Annotated in this window: 20 protein-coding genes; 6 read left to right on the plus strand and 14 right to left on the minus strand. The window is 73.0% G+C overall.

Features of this window, described 5'->3' with window-relative positions:
• Positions 1 to 87 precede the first annotated feature (87 nt).
• From OG299_RS10755 to OG299_RS10770, 4 genes are all read left to right on the plus strand, one after another.
• Positions 88 to 1,974, plus strand: a complete 1,887-nt coding sequence (locus OG299_RS10755; RefSeq protein ID WP_327361357.1) for an amidohydrolase — start codon at positions 88 to 90, stop codon at positions 1,972 to 1,974.
• Between the two features lie 155 nt (positions 1,975 to 2,129).
• Positions 2,130 to 3,659 (plus strand): helix-turn-helix domain-containing protein, encoded by a 1,530-nt coding sequence (locus OG299_RS10760; protein ID WP_266634168.1) that lies wholly within the window; start codon positions 2,130 to 2,132, stop codon positions 3,657 to 3,659.
• 70 nt (positions 3,660 to 3,729) lie between these two features.
• A complete protein-coding gene (locus OG299_RS10765; protein ID WP_327361358.1) occupies positions 3,730 to 4,008 on the plus strand; it encodes an excalibur calcium-binding domain-containing protein in 279 nt (92 codons plus the stop codon).
• Between the two features lie 116 nt (positions 4,009 to 4,124).
• On the plus strand, positions 4,125 to 5,507 hold the full coding sequence (locus tag OG299_RS10770; protein WP_266634164.1) for a cytochrome P450: 1,383 nt from the start codon (positions 4,125 to 4,127) through the stop codon (positions 5,505 to 5,507).
• Positions 5,508 to 5,543: 36 nt separating this feature from the next.
• Here OG299_RS10770 and OG299_RS10775 read toward each other — a convergent pair whose 3' ends face one another.
• On the minus strand, positions 5,544 to 7,091 hold the full coding sequence (locus OG299_RS10775) for an MFS transporter (protein ID WP_327361359.1): 1,548 nt from the start codon (positions 7,089 to 7,091) through the stop codon (positions 5,544 to 5,546).
• Positions 7,092 to 7,188: 97 nt separating this feature from the next.
• On the opposite strand from OG299_RS10775, the gene OG299_RS10780 reads away from it, so the two are divergent.
• Positions 7,189 to 9,258 (plus strand): prolyl oligopeptidase family serine peptidase, encoded by a 2,070-nt coding sequence (locus tag OG299_RS10780; protein WP_327361360.1) that lies wholly within the window; start codon positions 7,189 to 7,191, stop codon positions 9,256 to 9,258.
• A gap of 85 nt (positions 9,259 to 9,343) precedes the next feature.
• On the opposite strand, the gene OG299_RS10785 is transcribed toward OG299_RS10780, so the two are convergent.
• From OG299_RS10785 to OG299_RS10810, 6 genes are all read right to left on the minus strand, one after another.
• Positions 9,344 to 10,021: an HAD family hydrolase gene (locus OG299_RS10785; protein WP_266634158.1), complete on the minus strand. Its 678-nt coding sequence runs from the start codon at positions 10,019 to 10,021 to the stop codon at positions 9,344 to 9,346.
• A 103-nt stretch (positions 10,022 to 10,124) separates the two neighbouring features.
• Positions 10,125 to 11,060, minus strand: coding sequence for an ABC transporter ATP-binding protein (locus OG299_RS10790; protein WP_266635822.1), 936 nt, complete (start codon positions 11,058 to 11,060; stop codon positions 10,125 to 10,127).
• 98 nt (positions 11,061 to 11,158) lie between these two features.
• Positions 11,159 to 12,235 carry an ABC transporter ATP-binding protein gene (locus tag OG299_RS10795; protein WP_266634156.1) on the minus strand — a complete coding sequence of 359 codons (1,077 nt, stop codon included), beginning with the start codon at positions 12,233 to 12,235 and terminating at the stop codon, positions 11,159 to 11,161.
• The gene (locus OG299_RS10800; RefSeq protein WP_266634154.1) at positions 12,235 to 13,221 is read right to left on the minus strand and encodes an ABC transporter permease; all 987 of its coding nucleotides are present in this window, start codon (positions 13,219 to 13,221) and stop codon (positions 12,235 to 12,237) included. The genes OG299_RS10795 and OG299_RS10800 overlap by 1 nt, the downstream gene beginning before the upstream one ends.
• Positions 13,218 to 14,222 carry an ABC transporter permease gene (locus OG299_RS10805; protein ID WP_327361361.1) on the minus strand — a complete coding sequence of 335 codons (1,005 nt, stop codon included), beginning with the start codon at positions 14,220 to 14,222 and terminating at the stop codon, positions 13,218 to 13,220. Before OG299_RS10805 ends, OG299_RS10800 begins: the two co-directional genes overlap by 4 nt.
• A gap of 22 nt (positions 14,223 to 14,244) precedes the next feature.
• The gene (locus OG299_RS10810; RefSeq protein WP_266634150.1) at positions 14,245 to 15,987 is read right to left on the minus strand and encodes an ABC transporter substrate-binding protein; all 1,743 of its coding nucleotides are present in this window, start codon (positions 15,985 to 15,987) and stop codon (positions 14,245 to 14,247) included.
• Between the two features lie 331 nt (positions 15,988 to 16,318).
• Here OG299_RS10810 and OG299_RS10815 point away from each other — a divergent pair, with 331 nt between their 5' ends.
• Positions 16,319 to 17,266: an SMP-30/gluconolactonase/LRE family protein gene (locus OG299_RS10815; RefSeq protein ID WP_327361362.1), complete on the plus strand. Its 948-nt coding sequence runs from the start codon at positions 16,319 to 16,321 to the stop codon at positions 17,264 to 17,266.
• Positions 17,267 to 17,336: 70 nt separating this feature from the next.
• Here OG299_RS10815 and OG299_RS10820 read toward each other — a convergent pair whose 3' ends face one another.
• The 7 genes from OG299_RS10820 to OG299_RS10850 form a co-directional block, all read right to left on the minus strand.
• Positions 17,337 to 18,047: a GntR family transcriptional regulator gene (locus OG299_RS10820; protein ID WP_327361363.1), complete on the minus strand. Its 711-nt coding sequence runs from the start codon at positions 18,045 to 18,047 to the stop codon at positions 17,337 to 17,339.
• A 56-nt stretch (positions 18,048 to 18,103) separates the two neighbouring features.
• A complete protein-coding gene (locus OG299_RS10825; protein ID WP_266634144.1) occupies positions 18,104 to 19,066 on the minus strand; it encodes an ornithine cyclodeaminase family protein in 963 nt (320 codons plus the stop codon).
• Complete coding sequence (locus OG299_RS10830; protein ID WP_327361364.1) at positions 19,063 to 20,109, minus strand: proline racemase family protein; 1,047 nt, start codon at positions 20,107 to 20,109, stop codon at positions 19,063 to 19,065. Before OG299_RS10830 ends, OG299_RS10825 begins: the two co-directional genes overlap by 4 nt.
• A complete protein-coding gene (locus tag OG299_RS10835) occupies positions 20,106 to 21,110 on the minus strand; it encodes a proline racemase family protein (RefSeq protein ID WP_266634140.1) in 1,005 nt (334 codons plus the stop codon). Before OG299_RS10835 ends, OG299_RS10830 begins: the two co-directional genes overlap by 4 nt.
• Before the next feature lie 17 nt (positions 21,111 to 21,127).
• On the minus strand, positions 21,128 to 22,060 hold the full coding sequence (locus tag OG299_RS10840) for a dihydrodipicolinate synthase family protein (RefSeq protein WP_266634138.1): 933 nt from the start codon (positions 22,058 to 22,060) through the stop codon (positions 21,128 to 21,130).
• Between the two features lie 75 nt (positions 22,061 to 22,135).
• The gene (locus OG299_RS10845; protein ID WP_327361365.1) at positions 22,136 to 23,578 is read right to left on the minus strand and encodes an FAD/NAD(P)-dependent oxidoreductase; all 1,443 of its coding nucleotides are present in this window, start codon (positions 23,576 to 23,578) and stop codon (positions 22,136 to 22,138) included.
• A complete protein-coding gene (locus tag OG299_RS10850; RefSeq protein WP_327361366.1) occupies positions 23,559 to 23,873 on the minus strand; it encodes a (2Fe-2S)-binding protein in 315 nt (104 codons plus the stop codon). The genes OG299_RS10845 and OG299_RS10850 overlap by 20 nt, the downstream gene beginning before the upstream one ends.
• Positions 23,874 to 23,945: the final 72 nt, after the last annotated feature.

Genomic DNA, 23,945 nt, shown 5'->3' on the forward strand with positions numbered 1-23,945 from the left:
GGTGGCGGCGGGTTCTGGTTAAGGGGTTAATCAAACAGTGTCCTGGCCACACCGACGTTTGGAGTGGCCATGACCTCTACTTCTGCTTTGTCTTCTCCCCTGTCCCGCCGGGGCCTTCTCGGGGCCGTCGGCGCGGCGGGGGCGGCCGGTCTGCTGGGCGCGGGCCCCGCGGCCGCGGCCGCCTCCTCCGGCGGGCGCGGCTCGGCCGCCCTGGTGATCCACAACGCCCGGGTGTTCACCGGTACCGCCGGCGGGGCGCCGGTGGAGGCCGTCGCGGTCGGCCGGGACGGGAAGATCCTGGCGGCCGGGAGCGGTTCGGCGGTGCGCCGGCACATCGGGCGGGACACCGAGGTCGTCGACGCGCGCGGGAACACCGTGATGAGCGGCATCCACGACGGGCACGTGCACCCGCTGGGCGCCGGCGACCGCTCGCTGCGGCCCTCGCTGGAGGGGGCGGAGACCACCCTGCCCGAGCTGCGCGAGCTGCTGGCCGGCTTCCTCGCCGACACCGGGGGCGCGGGCGCGGAGCCGGATGCCTGGCTGGTGGTGGAGGACTGGAACCCGGTCGGGCTGCTGCCGACCGGGAGCGTGCCGCACCACTCGATGCTGGACGCGCTGGCGACCCGCAGACCGGTCGCGCTGGTCGGCGGCGACGGGCACAACCTCTGGGCGAACCGGCGGGCCCTGGAGATCGCCGGGATCACGGCGGCCACCCCCGACCCGGTCGGCGGCCGGATCGTGAAGGGCGCGGACGGGCAGCCCACGGGCGTGCTCAAGGACGACGCCCAGGACCTGGTGAAGCGGCACATCCCGGAGCCCTCGCGGGCCGAACTGGTCGCGGCCTGCGCGAAGGTGCTGGAGCTGGCGGCGGCGTCCGGGGTCACCACGATGATGGACGCCCTGGTCGGGCGCCACGAGCTGGAGCTCTACCAGACGCTGTCGGCGGCGGGGAAGCTGCCGCAGCGGATCGTGCCGGCGATCCGGCTCGACGCGGAGCAGACCAAGGACCCGGCAGGCGCACTGGCGTACGCGCGCGGGCTGCGAAAGGAGTTCGAGGGGGTGCGGGGCCTGCGGTTCGGGATGGTCAAGGTGTTCCTGGACGGGGTCATCGAGTACCCGGCGCAGACGGCCGCACTGCTGGAGCCCTACCTCGACGGGAACGGGAAGCCCACCGGCAACCGGGGCGAGCTGTACACCTCGGCGGCGGACTACGGCCGGCTGACGGCGGCGTTCAACCAGGCCGGCTGGCAGCTGCACGCCCACGGACTCGGAGACCGGGCGGTACGTACGGCTTTGGACGGATACGCGTACGCCCGCCGGGTGACGGGGCAGCGGGACGCGCGCAATGCCGTGGCGCATCTGCAGATCGTGGACCCGGCGGACCTGCGGCGCTTCGCGCAGCTGGGCGTCGCGGCGTGCATGCAGCTCCAGTGGGCCGCCGAGGACACCTGGACGATGGAGGCGCTGCTTCCGTACATCGGGCCGGAGCGCCACCGGTGGATGTACCCGGCGCGCAGCCTGGAGCGGGCCGGGGCCCGGCTGACCGGCGGCTCGGACTGGCCGGTGGACGCGCTCCAGGTGTGGAACCAGCTGCGGACCGCGATCGACCGGCAGGGCGCGTACGGCACGGGAGAGCTGCACCGGGAGTTGGAGGGGCTGGGCCGGACCTCGGTCCTGCGGATGCACACGTCGGGGACGGCGTGGCAGCTGAGGCAGGAGGGGCTGACGGGGACGGTGGAGCCGGGCAAGGCGGCGGACCTGGTGGTGCTGGACCGGGATGTGACCCGCTGTCCGGTGGCCGACATCAGCGGGACCGGCGTACGGATGACCCTGGTCGGCGGCCGGGTGGTGCACGACGCGGATTCGGCGGCGGGCCGGGCCGCGGCGGCCCGGGCAGCCCGGGCGGTATCCGGTCCGCGCCCGGCGACGTACGCGGCGGTGCACGGGGGCCGCCACCGCAATTGCGCCCACTAACCAACCCAATAGGCTGGATGTCCGCAATTGGAGTGATGCATGGCGAGTCGGGTGGAACCGACCGTGAACCGGGGATCAGGCGATCTGACGGTCGGTAACACCCGTCTGCCACACCCGAAGCAGGTGGCATCTCATATCTGAGATACGGTGCATCCATGGCAGACGACTACCTCGTACGCATCGGCAAGCTCATCCGTGACGCCCGGCAGCACCGGGGCTGGACGCAGAGTCAGCTCGCGGACGCACTGGGCACCAGCCAGAGCGCCGTGAACCGCATCGAGCGCGGCAACCAGAACATCAGCCTTGAGATGATCGCCCGAATCGGTGAAGCTCTCGACAGCGAGATCGTCTCCCTGGGCTACGCCGGCCCGATGCATCTGCGGGTCGTCGGCGGCCGCCGCCTGTCCGGCGCCATCGACGTCAAGACGAGCAAGAACGCGTGCGTGGCGCTGCTGTGCGCCTCCCTGCTCAACAAAGGCCGTACGGTCCTGCGGCGGGTCGCCCGCATCGAGGAGGTCTACCGGCTCCTCGAGGTCCTGAACTCCATCGGTGTCCGCACCCGTTGGATCAACGAGGGCGTGGACCTGGAGATCGTGCCGCCGGTCCGCCTCGACATGGACGCCATGGACGCGGACGCGGCCCGCCGCACCCGGAGCATCATCATGTTCCTGGGCCCGCTGCTGCACCGGATGGACCAGTTCCGCCTGCCGTACGCCGGCGGCTGCGACCTCGGCACCCGCACCATCGAGCCGCACATGATCGCCCTGCGCCGCTTCGGCCTGGACATCACGGCGACCGAGGGCATCTACCACGCGAAGGTCGAGGCGGGGGTCTCCCCGGGCCGCCCGATCGTCCTGACCGAGCGCGGGGACACGGTCACCGAGAACGCGCTGCTGGCCGCCGCCCGGCACGACGGCGTCACGGTCATCCGCAACGCCTCCTCCAACTACATGGTCCAGGACCTGTGCTTCTTCCTGGAGGCGCTCGGCGTCAAGGTCGAGGGCATCGGCACGACGACCCTGACCGTCCACGGCGTCCCGAACATCGACGTGGACGTGGACTACTCCCCTTCCGAGGACCCGGTCGAGGCGATGAGCCTGCTCGCCGCCGCGGTGGTCACGGAGTCGGAGCTGACGATCCGCCGGGTCCCGATCGAGTTCATGGAGATCGAGCTCGCGGTGCTGGAGGAGATGGGCCTCGACCACGACCGCTCGGCGGAGTACACGGCGGACAACAACCGCACCCGCCTGGTCGACCTGACGGTCCGCCCCTCGAAGCTCGAGGCGCCGATCGACAAGATCCACCCGATGCCGTTCCCCGGGCTGAACATCGACAACGTCCCGTTCTTCGCGGCCATCGCGGCCGCCGCCCAGGGCCAGACCCTGATCCACGACTGGGTGTACGACAACCGGGCCATCTACCTGACGGACCTGAACCGCCTCGGCGGCCGCCTCCAACTCCTGGACCCCCACCGCGTCCTGGTCGAGGGCCCGACGCGCTGGCGCGCGGCGGAGATGATGTGCCCGCCGGCCCTGCGCCCGGCGGTGGTCGTCCTCCTGGCCATGATGGCGGCGGAGGGCACCTCGGTCCTGCGCAACGTCTACGTCATCAACCGCGGCTACGAGGAACTGGCGGAACGCCTCAACTCGGTGGGCGCCCAGATCGAAATCTTCCGCGACATCTGATGCGGCGGTAGGTCCGGGCGCCCCGGACCCCGCACGGCGGGCACCCGGGAGCCCGGGACCGCCGCCGCGCGTGGGCCGGCCGTGCCCGGACAAGGCCGGCGCCGCCCTCGCCCCCTCCAAGGCCCCGGCGGCGAGCCGGACTCCCGCCCCGCCGAAGCCGAAGACCTCGCCCCCGACGGACGGCGGCTCCACCGGCGGTGACGGCGGCGGCAGCGGTGGCGGGGGCGGCAGCGGGGGGAGCAGCGTCTACTTCAAGAGCTGCGCCGGGGCGGCGCCCATGCGGCGCGGCCAGCCCGGCTACCGCGAGGCCCTCGACCGGGACAAGGGCGGCATCGCCTGCGACAAGTAGTGACAAAAAACCCAAGCCGAACGATGGGTTTGAGCCGCATGGCGGAGCGATCCTCGGCTCCCGCGGCCCGGGCCCGGCAGAATCGGCCCCGTCGGTACGGTGTCGAGGGGGCGGCCATGGCAGCAGTGGATACACGGACGGAAACCGGTACGGAGGTACCCGCGCTCGGCGGGATCCCCCTGCTCGGCTCCCTGTTCGACCTGAAATCGGACTCGCTCGGGACCTACCTGCGCGCCCAGCAGCAGCACGGCGACGTCGTGCGGATCACCGCCGGCCCGCCGGGGCTGCGCGCCGAGCTGTACTGCGTCTTCTCCGCGGAGGGCGCGCAGCAGGTCCTGGCCTCGGAGTCGGCCAACTTCCGCAAGGACAACGCCTTCTACCAGGAGATCCGGGACTCCTTCGGCAACGGCCTGCTGACCAGCCAGGACGAGGACTACCTGCGCCAGCGCCGGCTGGTCCAGCCGCTGTTCACCAAGCGCCGGGTGGACGGGTACGCCGGCGCGGTCGCGGCCGAGACCCGGGCGGTCGTCGCGGGCTGGGGGCAGGCCCCCGGCGGTGTGGTCGACGTCGGCGAGGAGATGATGCAGCTCGCCCTGCGCGCGGTCGCCCGGATCCTCTTCGGCACCGACGTGGAGGCCACCGTCGACGTCGTCGACCGGTGTTTTCCGGTCATCACGGATTACGTGCTGCGCCGCGGCTACTCCCCGGCCAACATCCCGCGTACCTGGCCCACGCCGGGCAACAAGCGGGCGGCCGCCGCGATGGACGAGCTGTACGCGGTGTGCGACAAGATCATCGCCGAGCGGCGCAGCGGGGCCGCGGCCGGGGGCGAGGACCTGCTGAGCCTGCTGGCCGCCGCCACGAGCACGGACGACGGGGAGTTCGACGCCGCCGAGCTGCGCGACCAGGTACTCGTCTTCCTGCTCGCCGGCCACGAGACGACGGCCACCTCGCTCGCCTTCTCCCTGCACCTGCTGGCCCGACACCCCGAGCAGCAGGCGCGGGCCCGGGAGGAGATCTCCCGCGTACTGGGCGACCGTACGCCGCAGGCCGCCGACCTGGACCGGCTCCCGTACCTCACGCAGGTCCTCAAGGAGGCGATGCGGCTCTACCCGGCCGCCCCGGTCATCGGCCGCAGCTCGGTCGCGGCCACCGAGGTCGGGGGACGGACCATCCCGGCGGGCTCGGACGTGATCCTGGCTCCGTGGGTGACGCACCGGCACCCCCGGTACTGGCCGGACCCGGACCGCTTCGACCCGGACCGCTTCACCCCGGAGGCGGAGGCCGGCCGCCCGCGCTACGCCTGGTTCCCGTTCGGCGGCGGCCCGCGCGCCTGCATCGGGCAGCACTTCTCGATGCTGGAGTCGGTGATCGCGCTGGCGATGATCCTGCGGGCGTACGAGTTCGAGGCGGTGGACACCGACGTGCCGCTCAGCGCCGGGATCACCCTGCAGGCGGACGGCCCGATCCGTTGCCGGGTGCGGGGCGCGGCCGGCTGAGACGCCCGAGCGGCATGGTTCCGCCGCCTGCACGTCTCAGGCGGCGGCCGGGGCGTGGTGGCCCTTGAGGCGTTCCAGGTCCGAGGGGCGGACCTGGATGGCGAACAGGGCGATGAGCGCCGCGACCAGGGCAAAGCAGGCGGCGACGATGAACGCGGCGCTCACGCCCGAGGTGAGCACCTGGTCGCCCCACGGGTCCGGCAGCTGGCCGGTCCGCAGGAAGAGGGCTTTCTGGACGGGGTCGGCCTGGCTCAGGAAGGCCGGGACCTGGTCGTGGGCCTCGTTGCGGCTGGCCGTGCCGAACACCGTGACCAGGATGGACAGGCCCAGCGATCCGCCCACCTGCTGCGTCGTGTTGAGCAGTCCGGACGCCGCGCCCGACTCCCGGTCGGCGACGTTGGAGAGGGCCATCAGGGTCAGCGAGACGAACTGCATGCCCATGCCGAGGCTGAACACGAGTATCGGGCCCAGGATGCTGCCGAGGTACGTCGAGTCGATGCCGGTCTGCGTCAGCCAGGCGAGCCCGGCCGCCGAGCACAGGGCGCCCGTCACCATGAAGGGTTTCGGCCCGATCTTGGGCAGGAGCTGCGAGGTGATGCCCGCGCCGACGGCGATGACGACGCTGACCGGCAGGAACGCGAGGCCGGCCTGGATCGGGCTGAAGTCCAGTACGTTCTGCACGAACAGGGTCAGGAAGAAGAACATGCCGAACATCGCGCAGGCGAGGAAGAGCATGATGCCGTAGGACCCGGCCCGGTTGCGGTCGGCGAACATGTGCAGCGGGGTGATCGGCTGCGGCGAGCGGCGCTCGTTGAGGAAGAACAGCAGGAGCAGGACCACGGCCGCCCCGAAGGAGCCGAGGGTGACGGGGTCGGTCCAGCCTTCCTGGGAGGCGCGGATGAAGCCGTAGACGAGCGCGACCATGCCCGTGGTGGACAAGAGCGCGCCGGCGAAGTCGAAGTGTCCGGGGTGGCGTTCGGACTCGTGGATGACGCGTCGGGCCATCACGGCGATGGCCAGGGCGATCGGGACGTTGACGAAGAGCACCCAGCGCCAGTTGAGCCATTCGACGAGGATGCCGCCGGCCAGCAGTCCGATCGCGCCGCCGCCCGCCGAGACGGCGGCGAACACGCCGAACGCCCGGTTGCGCGCCGGGCCTTCGTGGAACGTGGTGGTGATCAGTGCGAGGGCGGTCGGCGAGGCGATGGCGCCGCCGACGCCCTGCAGGGCCCGGGCGGCCATCAGCTGGCCCTCGTTCTGGGCGAGGCCGCCGAGCAGCGAGGCCAGGCCGAAGAGCAGGATGCCGAAGATGAACACGCGTTTGCGGCCGAGGATGTCGCCGACGCGTCCGCCGAGGAGGAGCAGTCCGCCGAAGGTGAGGGTGTAGGCGTTGACGACCCAGGACAGGCTCTCGGTGGAGAAACCGAGGGCGGTCTGGATGTGCGGCAGCGCGATGTTCACGATGGTGATGTCGAGGACGACCATCAGCTGGCACGAGGCGATGACGAACAGCGCCAGGCCGTTGCCGCTGCCCCGGACCTTGCCGTCGGTCCCCTTGCTGGTCGGCGTTGCGTTCCGGTCCACCTTGTCGACGCTAAACCTGCTACCGGGGGTACACCACTCGAATGGTCTAGGCTGCATGACATGTACAGTGTGCCATTTCACATGACACACTACGATCATGGATGACTTCCTCAGGCTCTCCGCGAGCACCGGCCGCTTCACGTACGGCGCCCCGCGCGCGTTCTCCTTCGGGGACGACGGCCGGCTGCTCTGGTTCCTCCGCTCCACCGGCCCCGCCGACGCCTTCGACAGCCTCTGGGTCCTGGACACCGCCACCGGCACCGAGACCCGCCTCGCCGACCCCCGCGAGCTGTCCCCCGAGCCGGGCATCCTGCCGCCCGCCGAGCGCCGGCTGCGGGAGCGGATCCGGCTGGTCGCCGCCGGGATCGGCTCGTACGCGCTCTCCGGCGACGGCCGCAGCGCGGTGTTCCCGCTGTACGGGCGGCTGTACCGGGTCAGGTACGAGGGCAGTCGCGCGGTCGAGGAGGTTCCGGCCGCCGGACCCGCCCTCGACCCGCGGCTCGACGCCGACGGCACCCGCACCGCCTACGTCACCGACGACGCCCTGTACACCCACCCGGGCGGCCGGATCAGCCCCGCCGACGGAGCCCGCTGGGGCGTGGCGGAGTTCGCCGCCGCCGAGGAGCTGGACCGGGGCCGGGGCCACTGGTGGTCCCCCGACGGGCAGGCCCTGCTCGCCGCCCGCGTCGACGAATCCGCCCTCCAGCGGCGCCACTTCGCCGACCCCGCGCACCCCGAGCTCCCGCCCGAGGACTTCGCGTACCCCGAGGCGGGCGGGCCCAACGCCGACGTCCAGCTGTGGGTGCTCGGGCTCGACGGCGCCCGGGTGCGGCTCGACTGGGACGCCGAGGCGTACCCGTACGTCTCCGACGCCGACTGGCCGGCCGATGACGCGGCGGAACGGGAGATCCTGCTGACCGTCCAGGACCGGCTCCAGAGTTGCGTCCTGCTGCTCTCCGCCGACCCGGCCACCGGCCGTACCCGCGAGCTCTCCCGCACCACCCACCCCCACTGGGTCGACCCGATGCTGCCCGGCACCCCGGCCCGGCTCGCCGACGGCCGGATGCTCACCGCCGCCGACAGCCCGGACGGCGCCGCCCGCGGCCTCGCCGTCGACGGGAAACCGCTGACCGGGGACGGGGTCCAGGTCCGCCGGGTGGCCGGCGTCCACGGCGAGCGCCTCCTGATCGAGGCCGGGCAGCGCGACCCTGCCGAGCAGCAGGTCCTGCTCCTCGACCCCGCCACCGGGGAGCTGACCCCGCTGGCCGACGGACCCGGGGTGCACAGCGTCCAGGCCTCCGCCGGAACGCTGCTGCTGACCTCCGCCGACGCCGACGGGATCCGGCGGACCGTACGCACCGCCGACGGGCGGGAGTTCGCTCCGGCCGACCTCTCCGCGCCACTGCCGTACCGGGTGGTGCCGCTGCTGGAGCGGGTCACCGAGCACGCCGTCCCCACCGCGGTGGTGTTCCCCCGCGGCCACGTCCCCGGCCGGCGGCTGCCCGTCCTCATGGACAGCTACGGCGGCCCCGGCTTCCAGGACGTGTCCGCCGAGCCGCGCCGCTGGCAGCACCGCCAGTGGTGGGCCGACCGGGGCTTCGCGGTGGTGACCGTCGACAACCGCGGAACCCCGTACGTCTCCCCCGCCTTCACCCACGCCGTGTACCGCGGGTTCTCCGAGGTCACCCTGGACGACCAGGTCGCGGCCCTGCACGCACTCGGCGAACGCCACCCGGACCTGGACCTGGGCCGGGTCGGGGTACGCGGCTGGTCGTACGGCGGCTACCTGTCCGCGATGGCGGTGCTGCGCCGCCCGGACGTCTTCCACGCGGCGGCGGCCGGGGCCGCGCCGACCGACTTCCGGCACTACGACACCGCGTACACCGAGCGCTACCTCGGCCTCCCGCAGGAGAACCCCGAGGTCTACGAACGGGACTCCCTCATCCCCGACGCCCCGAACCTGATCCGGCCGCTGCTGCTGGTCACGGGCCTGGCCGACGACAACGTCCACCCCTCGCACACCCTGCGCCTCTCCCAGGCCCTGACCGACGCAGGCCGCCCGCACCAGCTCCTGGCCCTGCCCGGCGTCACCCACATGACCCCGAACGGCACGAAGGAGAAGCTCATGGCCCTGGAACTGGAGTTCTTCCGCCGCGAACTGGCCTGACAGACGGCGGAGCCGGCGCCGGCGCACCGTCGGATGCGGGTGCCGGCGCAGCCGCCGCGCAATGGCGCCCGGACGGTGACGTCGCTCAGCCGGTGACGTCCCGGTGCGCTCCACGCGCGAAGGCGAGAATCGCCGGCACCGCCTCGTACAGGCTGGTGAAATGCCGGTGCACCCCGTCCACCCGGGTCGGCGTGTTGACACCCCAGACCGTCATCCCGGCCCGCAGCCCCGACTCGACGCCGGACGGCGCGTCCTCGATGACCAGGCAGTCCTGCGGCGCTGCACCGAGGCGCTCCGCGGCCAGCAGGTAGGGCACCGGCGACGGTTTTCCCTCGGCGACGGAGGCGGCGTCCACGACGACGTCCGGGACCGGCAGGCCGGTCCGGGCGAAGCGCCCGCGCACCCGGTGCTCGTAGTTCGAGGTCACCAGTGCCCAGCGGCCCGCGGGCAGGCCGGCCAGCAGCTCCACCGCGCCGTCGAAGGCGCCGTAGACACCGGACCGGACGTCCTCGTCCTCCAGCTCGTGCAGCGCAGCCAGGCAGGCCTGCGGGTCCTGCTCCGGGGCCACCTCCGCGAAGGTCTCCAGGGGACGCGTCCGCAGCGCCACCCGGTGGACGGCGGCGGGGTCGAGCCCGTGGCGCGCCGCCCACGCCTCCCAGACGCGACGCTGGTTGGCCACCGCGTCGATCAGCGTCCCGTCGACGTCGAAGAGGACGTACGGCACGGGGGCCGGACGGGGTGGTCCACCGTTCTCACCGATCACGCCGCGATCATGTCATCGGCCGGTCGTACCGCGGACGGCGGGAGGCCCCCGGAGCCGATCGTGTCGGCTCCGGAGGCCTCCTCTTTCTTCCCCTGGATCCCCGTCAGTCACCGGGGAAGTGGCAGGCCACCTCGCGCGAGGCGGCGATCCGGAGCAGCGGGCGCTCCGTCCGGCAGAGCTCCTGCGCCTTCGGACAGCGCGGGTGGAAGGTGCAGCCCGGGGGCGGTGCGGCCGGGCTCGGCGGGTCGCCGAGCAGCACGATCCGCTCCCGCCGCCGCTCGGCCGCCGGGTCCGGCAGCGGTACGGCGGACAGCAGCGCCCGGGTGTACGGGTGCTGGGGGTTCTCGTACAGGGTGCGCTTCTCGCCGATCTCGACGATCCGGCCGAGGTACATGACGGCGACCCGGTCGCTGACCCGTTTCACCACGGACAGGTCGTGCGCGATGAACACGTAGGCCAGGCCGAGTTCGCGGCGCAGGCGCTCCATCAGGTTGACGATCTGCGCCTGGACGGAGACGTCGAGCGCGGAGACGGGCTCGTCGGCGACGATCAGCCGGGGGCTGGTGGCCAGTGAGCGGGCGATCCCGATGCGCTGGGCCTGGCCGCCGGAGAACTCGTGCGGGTAGCGGTCGATGTGCTCCGGGATCAGCCCGACCAGGTCCATCAGCTCGGCCGCCCGGCGTCGCGCGTCGGAGGCCGACCAGCCCTGCACGAGCAGCGGGTCGGAGATGATCCGGGCCACCGTCTGGCGGGGGTTGAGGGAGGAGTGCGGGTCCTGGAAGACCATCTGGAGGTGGCGGCGCAGCGGACGGAGTCTTCCTTGCGGAAGCCGGGTGATGTCCCGTCCGTCGAAGGCGATGCTGCCCGAGGTGGGCTCCAGCAGCCGCACCAGCATCCGGCCGGTGGTGGACTTCCCGCAGCCCGACTCGCCCACCAGGCCGAGGGTTTCGCCCGCCGCCAGATCGAAGGAGATCCCGTCGACGGCGCGCACGGGCGCCCCCCGGCGCCCGGACGCGGAGCGTCTGCCGGGGAAGGCCATGGTGAGATCGCGTACGGACAGCAGCGGATCGGGCGGCGCCGGGTCCGTCCCGGCACGGGCCGTCCGTGGCGTGGTGTCCGGGGGGCGGGCCTCTACGGTCATCGGGACGCCTCCGGGGCGGTCGGGGCCGTCTGGGCGGTCGGGGTGGTCAGGGCGATCGGGGTGGACGCAGGGGCCGGCTCGGCGTCGGCCCCCGTGAAATGGCATGCGGCAGTGCGCCCGGCGATCCCGTAGGGCCGTGGCTCGGGCCGCTCGGTGGCGCAGCGGCGCTGCTGCTCCGGGGTGCCCGCGGCGGCGAGGCGGCAGCGCGGGGCGAACGCGCAGCCGGGGGCGGGCGCGAGCAGGGAGGGCGGCGAGCCGGGGATGGCGCGCAGGGGCTCGTCGTCGGCGTCGTCCAGCCGGGGCAGCGAGTCGAGCAGGCCCCGGGTGTACGGGTGCGCCGGGTCGGCGAACAGTTCGTCGACGCCGGCCTGTTCGGCGGCCCGGCCGCCGTACATGACCAGCACCTCGTGCGCGACGCGGGCGACGACCCCCAGGTCGTGGGTGATCATGACGACGCCGAGGCCGCGCTCCTGCTGGAGCCGGGCGATGAGCTCCAGGATCTGCGCCTGCACGGTCACGTCGAGGGCGGTGGTGGGCTCGTCGGCGATCAGCAGATCGGGTTCGCAGGCCAGCGCCATGGCGATCATCGCGCGCTGGCGCATGCCGCCGGAGAACTGGTGCGGGTACTCCCCCGCCCGGCGGGCCGGTTCCGGGATGCCGACCTCGCCGAGCATGTCGACGGCGCGCCGGCGCGCGGCGGCCCGGCCGGACTTGAAGTGCACCCGGAAGTGCTCGGCGATCTGCTCGCCGACGGTGTAGTAGGGGTGCAGGCTGGACAGCGGGTCCTGGAAGATCATGGCCATCTTCCGGCCGCGCAGCCGGGAGAGCTCCTTCTCGGACAGGCCGGTGAGCTCCTGCCCGGCCAGTGCGATGGAGCCGCCGACCTCGGCGCCCCGGTGCAGGCCCATGACGGCGAGCGAGGTGACCGATTTGCCGGACCCGGATTCACCGACGATGCCGAGGGTCCGCCCGGCCTCCACGGTGAAGCCGAGCGCGTCGACGGCCCGTACGCGGCCGCGCGGGGTGGTGAAGGTGACGCGCAGATCGCGCACTTCCAGCAGGGGGGCGGCCATCAGTACCTCACCCTCGGGTCGATGACGGCGTACAGGAGGTCGACGACGAGGTTGGCGACGACGATGAAGAAGGCGGCGAGCAGCGTGACCCCGAGGACCACCGGCTGGTCCGAGCTGACCAGGGCCCCGTAGAACAGCCGCCCGATGCCCGGGAGTCCGAAGATGGACTCGGTGATGACGGCTCCGGCGAGCAGCCCGCCGAGGTCCATGCCGAAGATCGTGAGGATCGGGGTCATCCCCGAGCGCAGCCCGTGCTTGACGACGACGGTGCGCTCGGGCATGCCCTTGGCGCGGGCGGTACGGATGTACGGCTCGGCCATGGCCTCGATCATCGAGCCGCGGCTCTGGCGGGCGTACATGGCCGCGTAGAGCAGGGCGAGCGCCGTCCAGGGCAGCAGCAGGTTGGCCGCCCAGGCGCCCGGGTTGTCGGTGAAGGCCTGGTAGGTGGGGTAGGGCAGCAGCCCGGCGACGCGGATGACCCCGTAGATGAGCATGACGGAGGTGAAGTAGACCGGCAGCGAGGCGGCGGCGACGGCGCCGACCATCAGGGCCTTGTCGGTGGCGGTGTCCTTGCGCAGGGCCGCGGTGACCCCGGCGCCGAGGCCGAGGGCGAGCCACAGCACGGCGGCGCCGACGGCGAGGGAGGCGGAGACCGGGAGGCGGTCCATCAGCAGGTCCCACACGGGCAGGGAGTTCTCGTACGAGTAGCCCAGGCACGGGAAGTCGCACTGGACGGCGTACTGGCCGGTGCCGAGGGTGCGGCCGGTGAAGATGCCGGTGAGGAAGTCGCCGAACTGCCGCCACACCGGCTGGTCGAGGCCCAGGTACTCCCGTACGTCGGCCAGCCGTTCGGCGCTGCAGGTCTTGCCGCAGGCGGCCGCGGCCGGGTCGGAGGGCAGGACGTAGAAGATGAGGAAGGTGACGGCGGCGATGGCGAGCAGGACGCCCGCGAGGGCGAGCAGCCGGCGTCCGAGGTAGAGGATCACGTGCGGCCGCCCCTCGGGTCGAGGATGTCGCGCAGGGCGTCGCCGAGCAGGGTGAAGGCGAGTACCGCGAGGAAGAGGAAGGTGCTCGGGATGACGAAGTACATGGGGTCGGTCTCGTAGAAGGCGACGGACTCGGCGATCATCTGGCCCCAGGACGGGGTGGGCGGGCGCACGCCCACGCCGAGGTAGCTGAGCGCGGCCTCGGTGCTGATCATGCCGGGGATGAGCAGGGTGGTGTAGGCGATGACCGGGCCCAAGACGCCCGGGAGGATGTCGCGGGTCAGGATCCGCCAGGAGCTCGAGCCGCCGACGCGGGCGGCGTCGACGTACTCGCGGTGTTTGAGGGAGAGGGTCTGGCCGCGGACGACGCGGGCGACGCCGGGCCAGCCGAAGAGGCCGATGACGGCGGTCATGAGCACGATCCGGTTGACGTCCTTGGCCACCGACAGCATCGCGATCATGAAGATGAGCGACGGGAAGGACATGGTCAGGTCCATCAGCCGGGACAGGGCGGCGTCGGTACGGCCGCCGAAGTAGCCGGCGGCGATCCCGGCGGCGGTGCCGGTGACCACGACGATGGCGGTGGCGGCGAAGGCGATGAGGAGGGAGACCTGGGCGCCGTGGACGACACGGGCGAACAGGTCGCGGCCGGTGACGGGTTCGACGCCGAGCCAGTGCTCGGGGCTGATCCCGCCGAAGGAGCCGAGGGGCTGGCCGCCGAGGTAGGGGTCGATGGCGGACTTGTCGAACTCCTCGGGGGACCAGCCGCCGAGCGCGCCCAGCCAGGGGGCGGTGACGGCCATCAGGACGAAGAGGAGGACGACGCAGAGGCTGACGCGGACGGCGGGACGGCGGCGCAGCTCCCGCCGGGCGAGCTGCCAGGGGCTGCTGCCGGTGGCTGCCGCCGCGGGACCGTCCTCGGCTGCGCCGGGGGCCGGTGCCCCGCCCGGAGCCGGAGCCGGGGCCGGCTGGCCGCCGGCACCGGGTGCGGTGGTGGTCATGGTGTCGGGGTTTCCGTCTTCCTCAGCCCTGGCTCTTCGAGGGGTCCTTGAGGCCGACCGTTCCGTAGTCGATCGTGCCGGTCCACACGGGGTGGCCGTAGGCGCCCGCGATGTTGGGGCCGACGAGCAGCGGCTTGCGCTCGAGCAGGATCGGGATGGCCGGGGACTTCTTCATGATCTCGGCGTCGAGGTCGATCCAGGCCTGGTTGGCCTGCTTGGCGTCGGCCATGGCGTTGATCTCGTCGATCCGCTTGATGGTGGCCTCGTCGCGGAACTGGCTGTAGTTGCCCTGGTTGCCCTTGTCCTTGATGGTGCGTCCGTCGAAGACGAACGGGATCCAGGTGGAGCCGGAGGGGTAGTCGGGGCACCAGCCGGTGAGGGTCATGTCGGGGGTGGTGGAGAGGTCGCCGATGACGTCGTAGTACGCGCCGGGGTCGACGGTGTCGATGACGACCTCGATGCCCGCGCGGGACAGGCCCTGCTGGATGGCCTCGGCCTTGCCCTTGTCGCCGGTGGAGACGGCGAGGGAGACCTTCAGGGTCTCCTTGCCGGCGGCCTTGAGGAGTTCCTTCGCCTTGGCCGGGTCGCCCGCAGGCGCGATCTTCAGGGTGTCGGCCTGCTTGCCGCCGGAGAGCGCCGGGGGCAGGTAGGCGGTGGCGACCTCGTTGAGGGCCGGGCCGCCGCCCGCGGTGACGATGGCCTCCTTGTCGACGGCGTACTGGAGGGCCTCGCGGACCTTCGGGTCGTTGAAGGGGGCGCGGGAGTTGTTCAGCTGCAGCATCTCCGTACAGCCCTGGGACTCGGCGAGCAGGCGCGCCTTGACGTCCGGCTTCGGCAGCACCTTCGGGGCGCTCTCGGGGCGCATGTCGGCGTACTGGACGGCGGAGGCGTCGGCGCCCTCGCCGGCGATGATGCGGTCGTCGATCTGGCCGCCCTTGAGGCCCATGACCACGACGAACTTGTCGGGGTAGGCCTTTCTGACCGTGTCGGTCTTCGGGTCCCAGTGCTCGTTGCGGACGAGGACGAGCTTCTTGTCGCGGTCGTACGACTCGATCTTGTACGGGCCGGAGGAGAACGGGCGGGCGTCGTACTGGGTGCCCTTCTCCTGGGACTGCGGGACCGGGGCGAAGGTGGGGAGGGTGGCGGTGGCGGAGAACTCGGCGACGGGGCGCTTGAGTTCGAAGACGATGGTGCGGTCGTCGGGGGTCTTGACGGAGTCGAGGTGCTGCCCCTGGAGCGGGCCCTTGTAGCCCTCGCCGCCGGCCAGGTACTGGGCGGCGTAGTCGGGGCCGCCGGTGAGGTCAGGGGCGAAGGAGCGCTCGACGTTGTACTTGATGTCCTGCGCCTTGATCGGCGAGCCGTCCTCGTACTTCACGCCCTCCTTGAGGGTGAAGGTCCAGGTCTTGCCGCCGTTGGAGGGGGTGCCGAGGTCGGTGGCGAGGTCGGGGACGAGCTCGCTGCCGGCCTTGCCGGGCTCGGCCTTGAAGGTGACGAGCGTGCGGTAGAGGAGGCGGGTGCCGAAGTCCATCGTCGGCATGACCCAGTTGCGGGCGGGGTCGAGGTGGGCGAAGTCCTGGTTGGACAGGACGGTCAGGGTCCCGCCCTTGACGGGGGCGCCGCCGAGGACCTTGCCGTCGTTGGCGGCGGCGGGGTTGCTCGCGCCGGCGCCGGTGGAGCCCTTCTTGGGGTCGGAGCAGCCCGAGGCACCGAGTGCGAGTGCGGCCACCAGGGCGGTGGCGAGGGCGAGTTGGGTGCGCTTGGTCATGGGTCACTCCAGTGAAGGGCCGCGCTCTATGATGTGACCGGTAACATAGTAATGTGAAATTGTACTGACAAGAGGTTGGTGCCGCCGTTACCCAGCCGTGTCCAAATCCGGCCGATCGGGGCGCCGTTGGGGGCATCGGCCACGACCCGGGGGGGACGAGCCCGGCGTCAGATCACGGCGAGCGGTTCCGGCGGCGGAGCGGCCGGCGGCGGCCGGTGTGATCCACGCCTCTTCATTCGGAATCTGCTGGCGTGGACCATAGATCATCCCGCAATCTTCGTCATAGACCAGATGAGATTCGGTCTACGACCGCCAGGAAGGGAAGGGCCCCATGACCAGCCAGCGCCCCGGGCTGTACGAGATGCTCGACGACCGGTTCCGAACCGGGCGGTGCATGAACGGTGATGACGCACTGGAGGTCCTGTACACGGGCTGCCGCTGGGCCGAGGGGCCGATATACCTGCCTGCCTGGCGGCAGGTGGTCTGGAGCGACATCCCCAACGACCGGATGCTGCGCTGGGACGAGGAAACGGGCGCCGTCGGCGTCTTCCGCCGCTCCGCCGGGCACACCAACGGCAACACCCTCGACCGTCAGGGCCGGCTGATCACCTGCGAGCAGGGAAACCGCCGCGTCACGCGCACCGAACACGACGGCACCATCACCGTGTTGGCGGACCGCTGGAACGGCAAACGCCTGAACAGCCCGAACGACGCGGCGGTGAAGTCCGACGGTTCGATCTGGTTCTCCGACCCGGACTTCGGGATCACCAGTGACTACGAGGGCCACCGCGCGCAGAGCGAGATCGGGGCCAACAACGTCTATCGCGTCGATCCGGCCACCGGCGCGGTGCAGTTGGTCGCCGACGGCTTCGGCGCGCCCAACGGGCTGGTCTTCTCCCTGGACGAGCGGCAGCTGTTCGTCTCCGACACCCGGGCGGGCTTCATCCGGGTCTTCGACGTACGCGACGACGGCACGCTGTCCGAGGGCAAGGTCTTCGCCGAAGCAGCGCCCGGGAAGGCTCGCTTCGACAACCTCCGCTTCGACGACGGCGGCCGGCTCTGGGTCGCCGCGATGGACGACGGGGTGCACTGCTACGACCCCGACGGCACCCTGATCGGACGGCTCAACGTCCCCGAGACGGTCGCCAACATCGCCTTCGGCGGCGCCAAGCGCAACCGCCTCTTCATCACCGCGCAGACCAGCCTCTACTCGATGGTCACGGGCGTCACCGGCACGCACCCGACCGGCCCGGGGCGCCGGCGCTGGCTCGACGGCTGAGGGTGCCCCCGCGCCCCCGCGCAGCCCCACGGATCCGTCCAGACGCCTGGACGCCTGGACGGATAGACGCCTAGACGCCCGAGCCCAGGCCTCCCGGGGTGCGGCCGACCGGCTCGTCTCGGCCCTGGGCCCAGAGGGAGCGGACGTGGCCGAGGTGGCGGACCATGCAGGCCTCCGCCGCTTCCGCGTCCCCGGCGATCATCAGGTCCAGCAGCTCGATGTGCTCCTCGGCGGACGAGACCAGCTTTCCGGCCTCGTCCAGGCCGGTCAGCCCGTACAGCCGCGAGCGCTTGCGCAGGTCGCCGACGGTCTCGACGAGGCGGTCGTTGCCCGCCAGGGCGAGCAGCGACAGGTGGAAGCGGCGGTCCGCCTCCAGGTAGCCGATGAGGTTGTGCTCGCGGGCGCTGGTGACGATCTCCTCCGCGATGGGCCGCAGCGCCTCCAGCTGCTCCGCCGTGGCGATCTTCGTGATCCGGCCGATGGTCGGAACCTCGATCATCGTGCGCAGTTCGGTGTACTGGTCCAGGTCGCGCTCGCTGACCTCGGTGATCCGGAAGCCCTTGTTGCGGACGGGCTCCACCAGGCCCTCGCGGGCCAGGTCGAGCATCGCCTCGCGGACGGGCGTTGCGGAGACCCCGAGTTCGGCGGCCAGACCGGGCGCCGAGTAAACGCTGCCGGGGCGCAGTTCACCCGCTATCAGGGCTGCTCGAAGGGCGTGGCCGACCTGGTCGCGGAGCCGTTCCTGAGCCTTGATGAGACTGTGCTGCTTCAGGTCACCCATTGCTGTTCCTCCGAAACCCTTCGCACCACCGAGTGCAGAGGGAACAGCGTACAATGTCACGTTGCGCTTATTCCCCGAGCGGTGGTGCCTCCCGCGGCGCGATACATCGCCACCGCCACAGCGAGATCTTCCCAGGCCATGCCCACGCTCTTGAAGAGCTGTGGACAACTCGGCGGTCCGGCCCCCGGCATCCGGCCCGTCACCAGGTCGGCCAGCGTGCCGCTGATATGACCGGGGCCGATGGCCCCCTCCGCCTCCGGCACCAGCAGGTCCCCCGCCTCGCGCAGCGCCGCCGCCCGCGACTCCACGTACACGGCGGCCCGCCGCACGAGGGCGGTGTCGGTCTCCCGGGCGTCCGGCTCGTGCGAGCCGACGGCGACGACCGTCGCGCCCGGGGCCACCAGCCGCCCGTCGAAGAGGGGTTCGCGGGCCGTGGTGCAGCACAGCACCAGGTCCGCGCCGACCACGTCCGCCGGGGTGCCCGTACGGGCCGGGACGCCGAGGGCGCGGGCGCGCTCCGCCAGTTTCTCCGCGGCGACGGGATCGCGGCCCACGATCACGGCCTGCGCCAACTCCCGTACGGCCCGCACCGCTTCGAGGTGTCCGTACGCCTGCGGGCCGGCGCCGAAGAGCACCAGCCGCAGGGCCCGCCCGGCCGGCGCGAGGTGGCGCAGGGCGAGCGCCGAGACCGCCGGGGTGCGCAGGGCGGTCAGCGCCGCGCCGTCGAACAGGGCCAGCGGACGCAGGGTCGGCCCGTCCAGCAGCAGGTACGAACCGGTGATGCGGGGCAGGCCGAGCGCCGGATTGCCGGGCGCCACCCCGGCGATCTTCACCCCGGCGTACGCCCCCGCCGCGGCCGGCATCAGCAGCAGCTCGCCGCCTCCCGGCACGGGGATGGCCGAGCGCTGCGGACAGGCCTCCGGGTCCAGCCCGGCCCGCAGGACGTCGGCCAGCGCGTCGGCGGCCGCGGCCGGGGTGAGCAGCGCCGCCGTCTCCTCCGCCTCGAACTGCGGGATCACAGCAGGAATCCGGCGCCGAGGGCGTCCTGCGGATCCCGTACGAAGGTGTGCTCGCCGGTGCGGTACGCCGTGCCGGCGACCTCCGTGACGAGGCCGTCGCGGGAGCCCCCCGCCGCCACCCGGCCGGTGAACACCGTGCCCACCACCGACTCGTGGAGCAGGTCCTCGCCCACCCCGAGCCGCCCGTCCTCGGCGAGCAGCGCCAGCCGTGCCGAGGTCCCCGAGCCGCAGGGCGAGCGGTCGATCTGCCCGTCGGCGAACACGGTGACGTTGCGCTGGTGCGGCCCGAAGGGCGTGTCGGCCAGCTCCTCGTGGAGGATCACCCCGTAGACCCCGGAGAGCAGGGGTCCGCCGGGGTGCCAGGTCCCGGGGTGGGAGGCCAGCGCGGCCCGGATCTCCTGCCCGGCGCGGACGAGTTCGGGCAGCGCGGCCCGGGTGACCTCCAGGCCGAGGTCCCGGGCGGCGACGGACGCGTAGCAGGCGCCGGCGTGCGCGAGGTCCACCTCCGCCATGCCCAGGGTGGTCGCCACCGGCACCTTGCGGGCGCCGACCCGGGCCGGGACGTTGCGGAAGGTGACCCCGGTGGTGCGCCCGCCGCTGCGGTGCACGGTCGCGGCGACCCGGCCCGAGGGCGCGTCGATCCGCACCTGCACGTCCCCGTCGTCCGGGGCGGCGACCCGGCCGGTGTCCACGGCCCAGGCGCCGAGGGCCATCGTGCCGTGGCCGCAGGCGGTGGAGTAGCCGTCCTTGTGCCAGAACAGCACGCCGAAGTGGGCCCCGTCGTCGTCCGGGGGAACGACGAACCCGCCGTACATCCCGGCGTGTCCGCGCGGCTCCTGCACAAGGAGCCGCCGTACGTCGTCCAGCGGGCTCCGGCGCGGGGCCGTTCCGGAGCCCCCGGGACCGATGGCGGTGGCGCAGCGCTCGGCGACGGTGTCCCCGGGCACGGGCGGCAGGCCGGCCGCGGCGACGTCGACGATCCGGAAGGGCTCCCCGGCCGTGTGGTAGTCCACGGTCCGGACGGTGGCGGTTCCGCCGCTCACAGCAGGAACCCTGCGGGGAAGGGGTCGGACGGGTCGAGGAAGTACTGGGCGGTGCCGGTGATCCACGCCCGCCCGGTGACGGTGGGGACGACGGCCGGGAGCCCGCCCACCGTGGTCTCCCCGATCAGCCGGCCGGTGAACTCGGTGCCGATGAAGGACTCGTTGACGAAGTCCGCGCCGAGCTCGAGGAGGCCGCGGGCGTGCAGCTGGGCCATGCGCGCGCTGGTCCCGGTACCGCAGGGCGAGCGGTCGAACCAGCCCGGGTGGATGGCCATGGCGTGCCGGGAGCGGCGGGCGTCGGAGCCGGGGGCGGCGAGGTAGACGTGCTTGACCCCGGCGATGGAGGGGTTCTCGGGGTGGACGGGCCGGTCCCCGGAGGCGTTGATCGCGTCCATGACGGCGAGTCCGGCGGCGAGCAGCTCGTCCTTGCGGTCCCGGTCGAAGGGGAGCCCGAGGGAGTCGAGGTCGACGAAGGCGTAGAAGTTCCCGCCGTAGGCGAGGTCGTAGGTGACCGTGCCGTGGCCGGGGACCTCGGCCTTCAGGTCGAGTCCGACGCAGAAGGACGGGACGTTGGTGAGGGTGACGGCGGTGGCCGCCCCGTCCTCGACCCGGACGTCGACGCTCACCAGCCCGGCCGGGGTGTCGAGCCGGACGGTGGTGACCGGCTCGACGACCTCCACCATGCCCGTCTCGACCAGGACGGTGGCGACCCCGATGGTCCCGTGCCCGCACATGGGGAGCAGGCCCGACACCTCGATGTAGAGCACGCCGAAGTCGGCGTCGGGACGGGTGGGGGGCTGGAGGATGGCGCCGCTCATCGCGGAGTGGCCGCGCGGCTCGTACATGAGCAGGGTCCGGACGTGGTCCGTGTGCTCGATGAAGTGGAGCCGTTTCTCGGCCATGGTGGCGCCGGGGATCACCCCGACGCCGCCGGTGATCACCCGGGTCGGCATGCCCTCGGTGTGCGAGTCCACCGCGTGGTAGATGTGGCGCGTACGCATTCCGGTTCCCCCACTGACTAGTTGAGGCCCTCGGCGAGGGCCTTCTCGGTGGCGGCGCGGACGGCCGCCTCGGTCTCCCCCGTCAGGGGGAAGCGGGGCGGGCGGGTGGCGCCGCCGGGGCGTCCGGCGAGGTCCATGGAGAGCTTGATGGCCTGGACGAACTCGGTCTTGGAGTCCCAGCGCAGCAGGGAGTGCAGCGACTTGTACAGCGGCAGCGCGGTGGCGACGTCCCCGGCGACGGCGGCCCGGTAGAGCTCGGCGCAGGAGCGCGGCAGGGCGTTGGGGTAGCCGGCGATCCAGCCGACGGCGCCGGCCAGGGCGAGTTCGAGGAGGACGTCGTCGGCGCCGATGAGCAGGTCGAGGCCGGGGGCGAGTTCGGCGATCTCGTAGGCGCGGCGGACGTCCCCGCTGAACTCCTTGACGGCCACGATGCTGCCGTCGCCGTGCAGGCGGGCGAGGAGGGCGGGGGTCAGGTCCACCTTGGTGTCGATGGGGTTGTTGTACGCGACGACGGGCAGCCCGGCGCGGGCGACCTCGGCGTAGTGGGCGCGTACGGTCGCCTCGTCGGCGCGGAAGGCGTTGGGGGGCAGCAGGAGTACGGAGCCCGCCCCGGCCTCGGCGGCCTGGTCGGCCCAGCGGCGGGCCTCGGCGCTGCCGTAGGCGGCGACGCCGGGCATGACGCGGGCGCCGTCGCCGGCGGCCTCGACTGCGGTGCGGACGACGCGGGCCCGCTCCTCGTGGTCAAGGGTCTGGTACTCCCCGAGCGAGCCGTTGGGGACCACGCCGTCGCAGCCGTTGGCGATCAGCCAGGCGACGTGCTCGGCGTAGGCGTCGTAGTCGACGCTCAGGTCCTCGCGCAGGGGCAGCGCGGTGGCGACCATGATGCCGTGCCAGGGGCGGGTGCGGGTGTCCGCACCGGTGGTGGGCGCGGGGGTGTGCGCGTCGGTCATGTGAGAGCTCCCTAAGTGATGTGTGACATTTTACTAGTGGGTGTGAGGTGGCCACAAGGGCTCCGACCCGGTGGATCAGCCGTCCGCCGGGGGCAGTTCGGCGAGGTGGCGCAGCGGGACCGGGCAGGACAGCGGCCGCCGGTCGGGAGCGGGGTCCTCCCCGGCCAGGGCGGCGACGGCCGGTCCGCACATCCGGCCCTGGCACCAGCCCATTCCGGCCCGGGTGAGGAGCTTGACCGTACGGGCGTCCCGCGCGCCGAGGTCGGCGACCGCCTCCCGGATCCGGCCGGCCGGGACCTCCTCGCAGCGGCACACGTCGGTGTCCTCGCGGAGCCAGTCGGTCCAGCCGGCGCCCGGGCGGTGCGCTGCGCCCATCGCCTCGGCGAAGGCGCGCAAGCGCGCCCGGCGGCCGGCCAGGGCGGCGGGGACGGGCCGTCCGGCGACGGCACGGGCGGCGATCTCGCCTTCGAGCAGGGCCAGTTGGGCGCCGCCGACGCCGCCGGTCTCGCCGGCGGACCAGATGCCGGGTACGGAGGTCCGCTGCTCGGCGTCCAGCGCCAGGGCGGCGGCGCCGTCGGCGCTGCGGCGGGTGGCGCAGCCGAGGCCGGTCGCCAGCTCCAGCTGGGGGACGAGCCCGTGGCCGACGGCAAGGGCGTCACAGGGGATCCGGCGGGCGGTGCCGGGCACGGGCCGCCAGTCCCGGTCCAGGCGGGCCACGGTGACGGCCTCGACGCGGTCGGTGCCGTGGGCCGCGGTCACGGCGTGCCGGGTCAGCAGCCGGATGTGGCGGCGGAGCAGGGCGCTGCCGTACGTGGCGGCCTCGGCGAGCTTGCCGGGGTTGCGCAGCAGGGCGGGGACGTGGCCGACGTAACCGCCGTACGCGGCGGCTTCGACGACGGCCGGCACCCGGGCCCCCGCGGCGGCGAGCGACCCGGCGACGGCCAGCAGCAGCGGGCCGCTCCCGGCGACGACGACCCGCTTGCCCGGCAGTACGAGCCCGCTCTTGAGCATGGCCTGCGCCCCGCCGGCCCCGACCACCCCGGGCAGGGTCCAGCCGGGGAAGGGCAGTTGCCGCTCGTAGGACCCGGTGGCGAGGAGTACGGCCCGGGCGCGCAAGGTGGCGGCCGCCTCCTCGGGGCCGGCGACGGCGTGCAGTGTCCAGGCGGGGCCGTCCGGTACGACGGTCCAGACGTGGTGGGCCGGGAGGTACGTGATCCGGCCGGCCTCCTCGTGGGCCCGGAGGGCGGCTTCACGGGAGGCGAAGGCGGCCCACCCGTGGTGCAGGGCTTCGGGACGGTCCGCCCCGAGGCCCGGCGCGGGGTGCCGGTAGTACTGCCCGCCGGGCCGCTCCCCCGCGTCCAGAAGGACGACCCGCAGCCCGAGCCCGGCGGCGGTGACCGCGGCGGCGAGCCCGGCGGGGCCCGCGCCGACGACGGCGAGGTCGGGCGCGGGGCGCGGCCCCGCGGGGCCGGACGCTGCGGGGCCCGGAGCCGCGTGGTCAGACGCCGAGCTCGGCATGGCCGGTTCCTTCCTGGGTGGTGACGGTGTCCCCGGGGCGGGCGGGGACGAGGCAGGCGCGCTGGTTCGGGCGGCCGTTGACGGTGACGAGGCAGTCGTAGCAGCTGCCGATCCCACAGAACGCCCCGCGCGGGGCGCCGCGTTCGCGGGTGGTCCGCCAGGCGAGGATCCCGGCGCCCCACAGCACGGCGGCGATGCTCTGGCCCGCCTGGGCGGTGAGCTCGCGGCCGTCGAAGCGCAGGACGTAGGTGGCCGAGGGGCCTCCGCCGACCAGGGTGCGGGGGGTCCGGCTCATCGGCGGTTCTCCTTCGGCGTGGTGTGTGCGGCGGGCGGGCACAGGGCCCCGCTGCGCGGAGCCTCCTCCCCG

This window comes from Streptomyces sp. NBC_01296 (genome assembly GCF_035984415.1).
GTDB lineage: Bacteria > Actinomycetota > Actinomycetes > Streptomycetales > Streptomycetaceae > Streptomyces.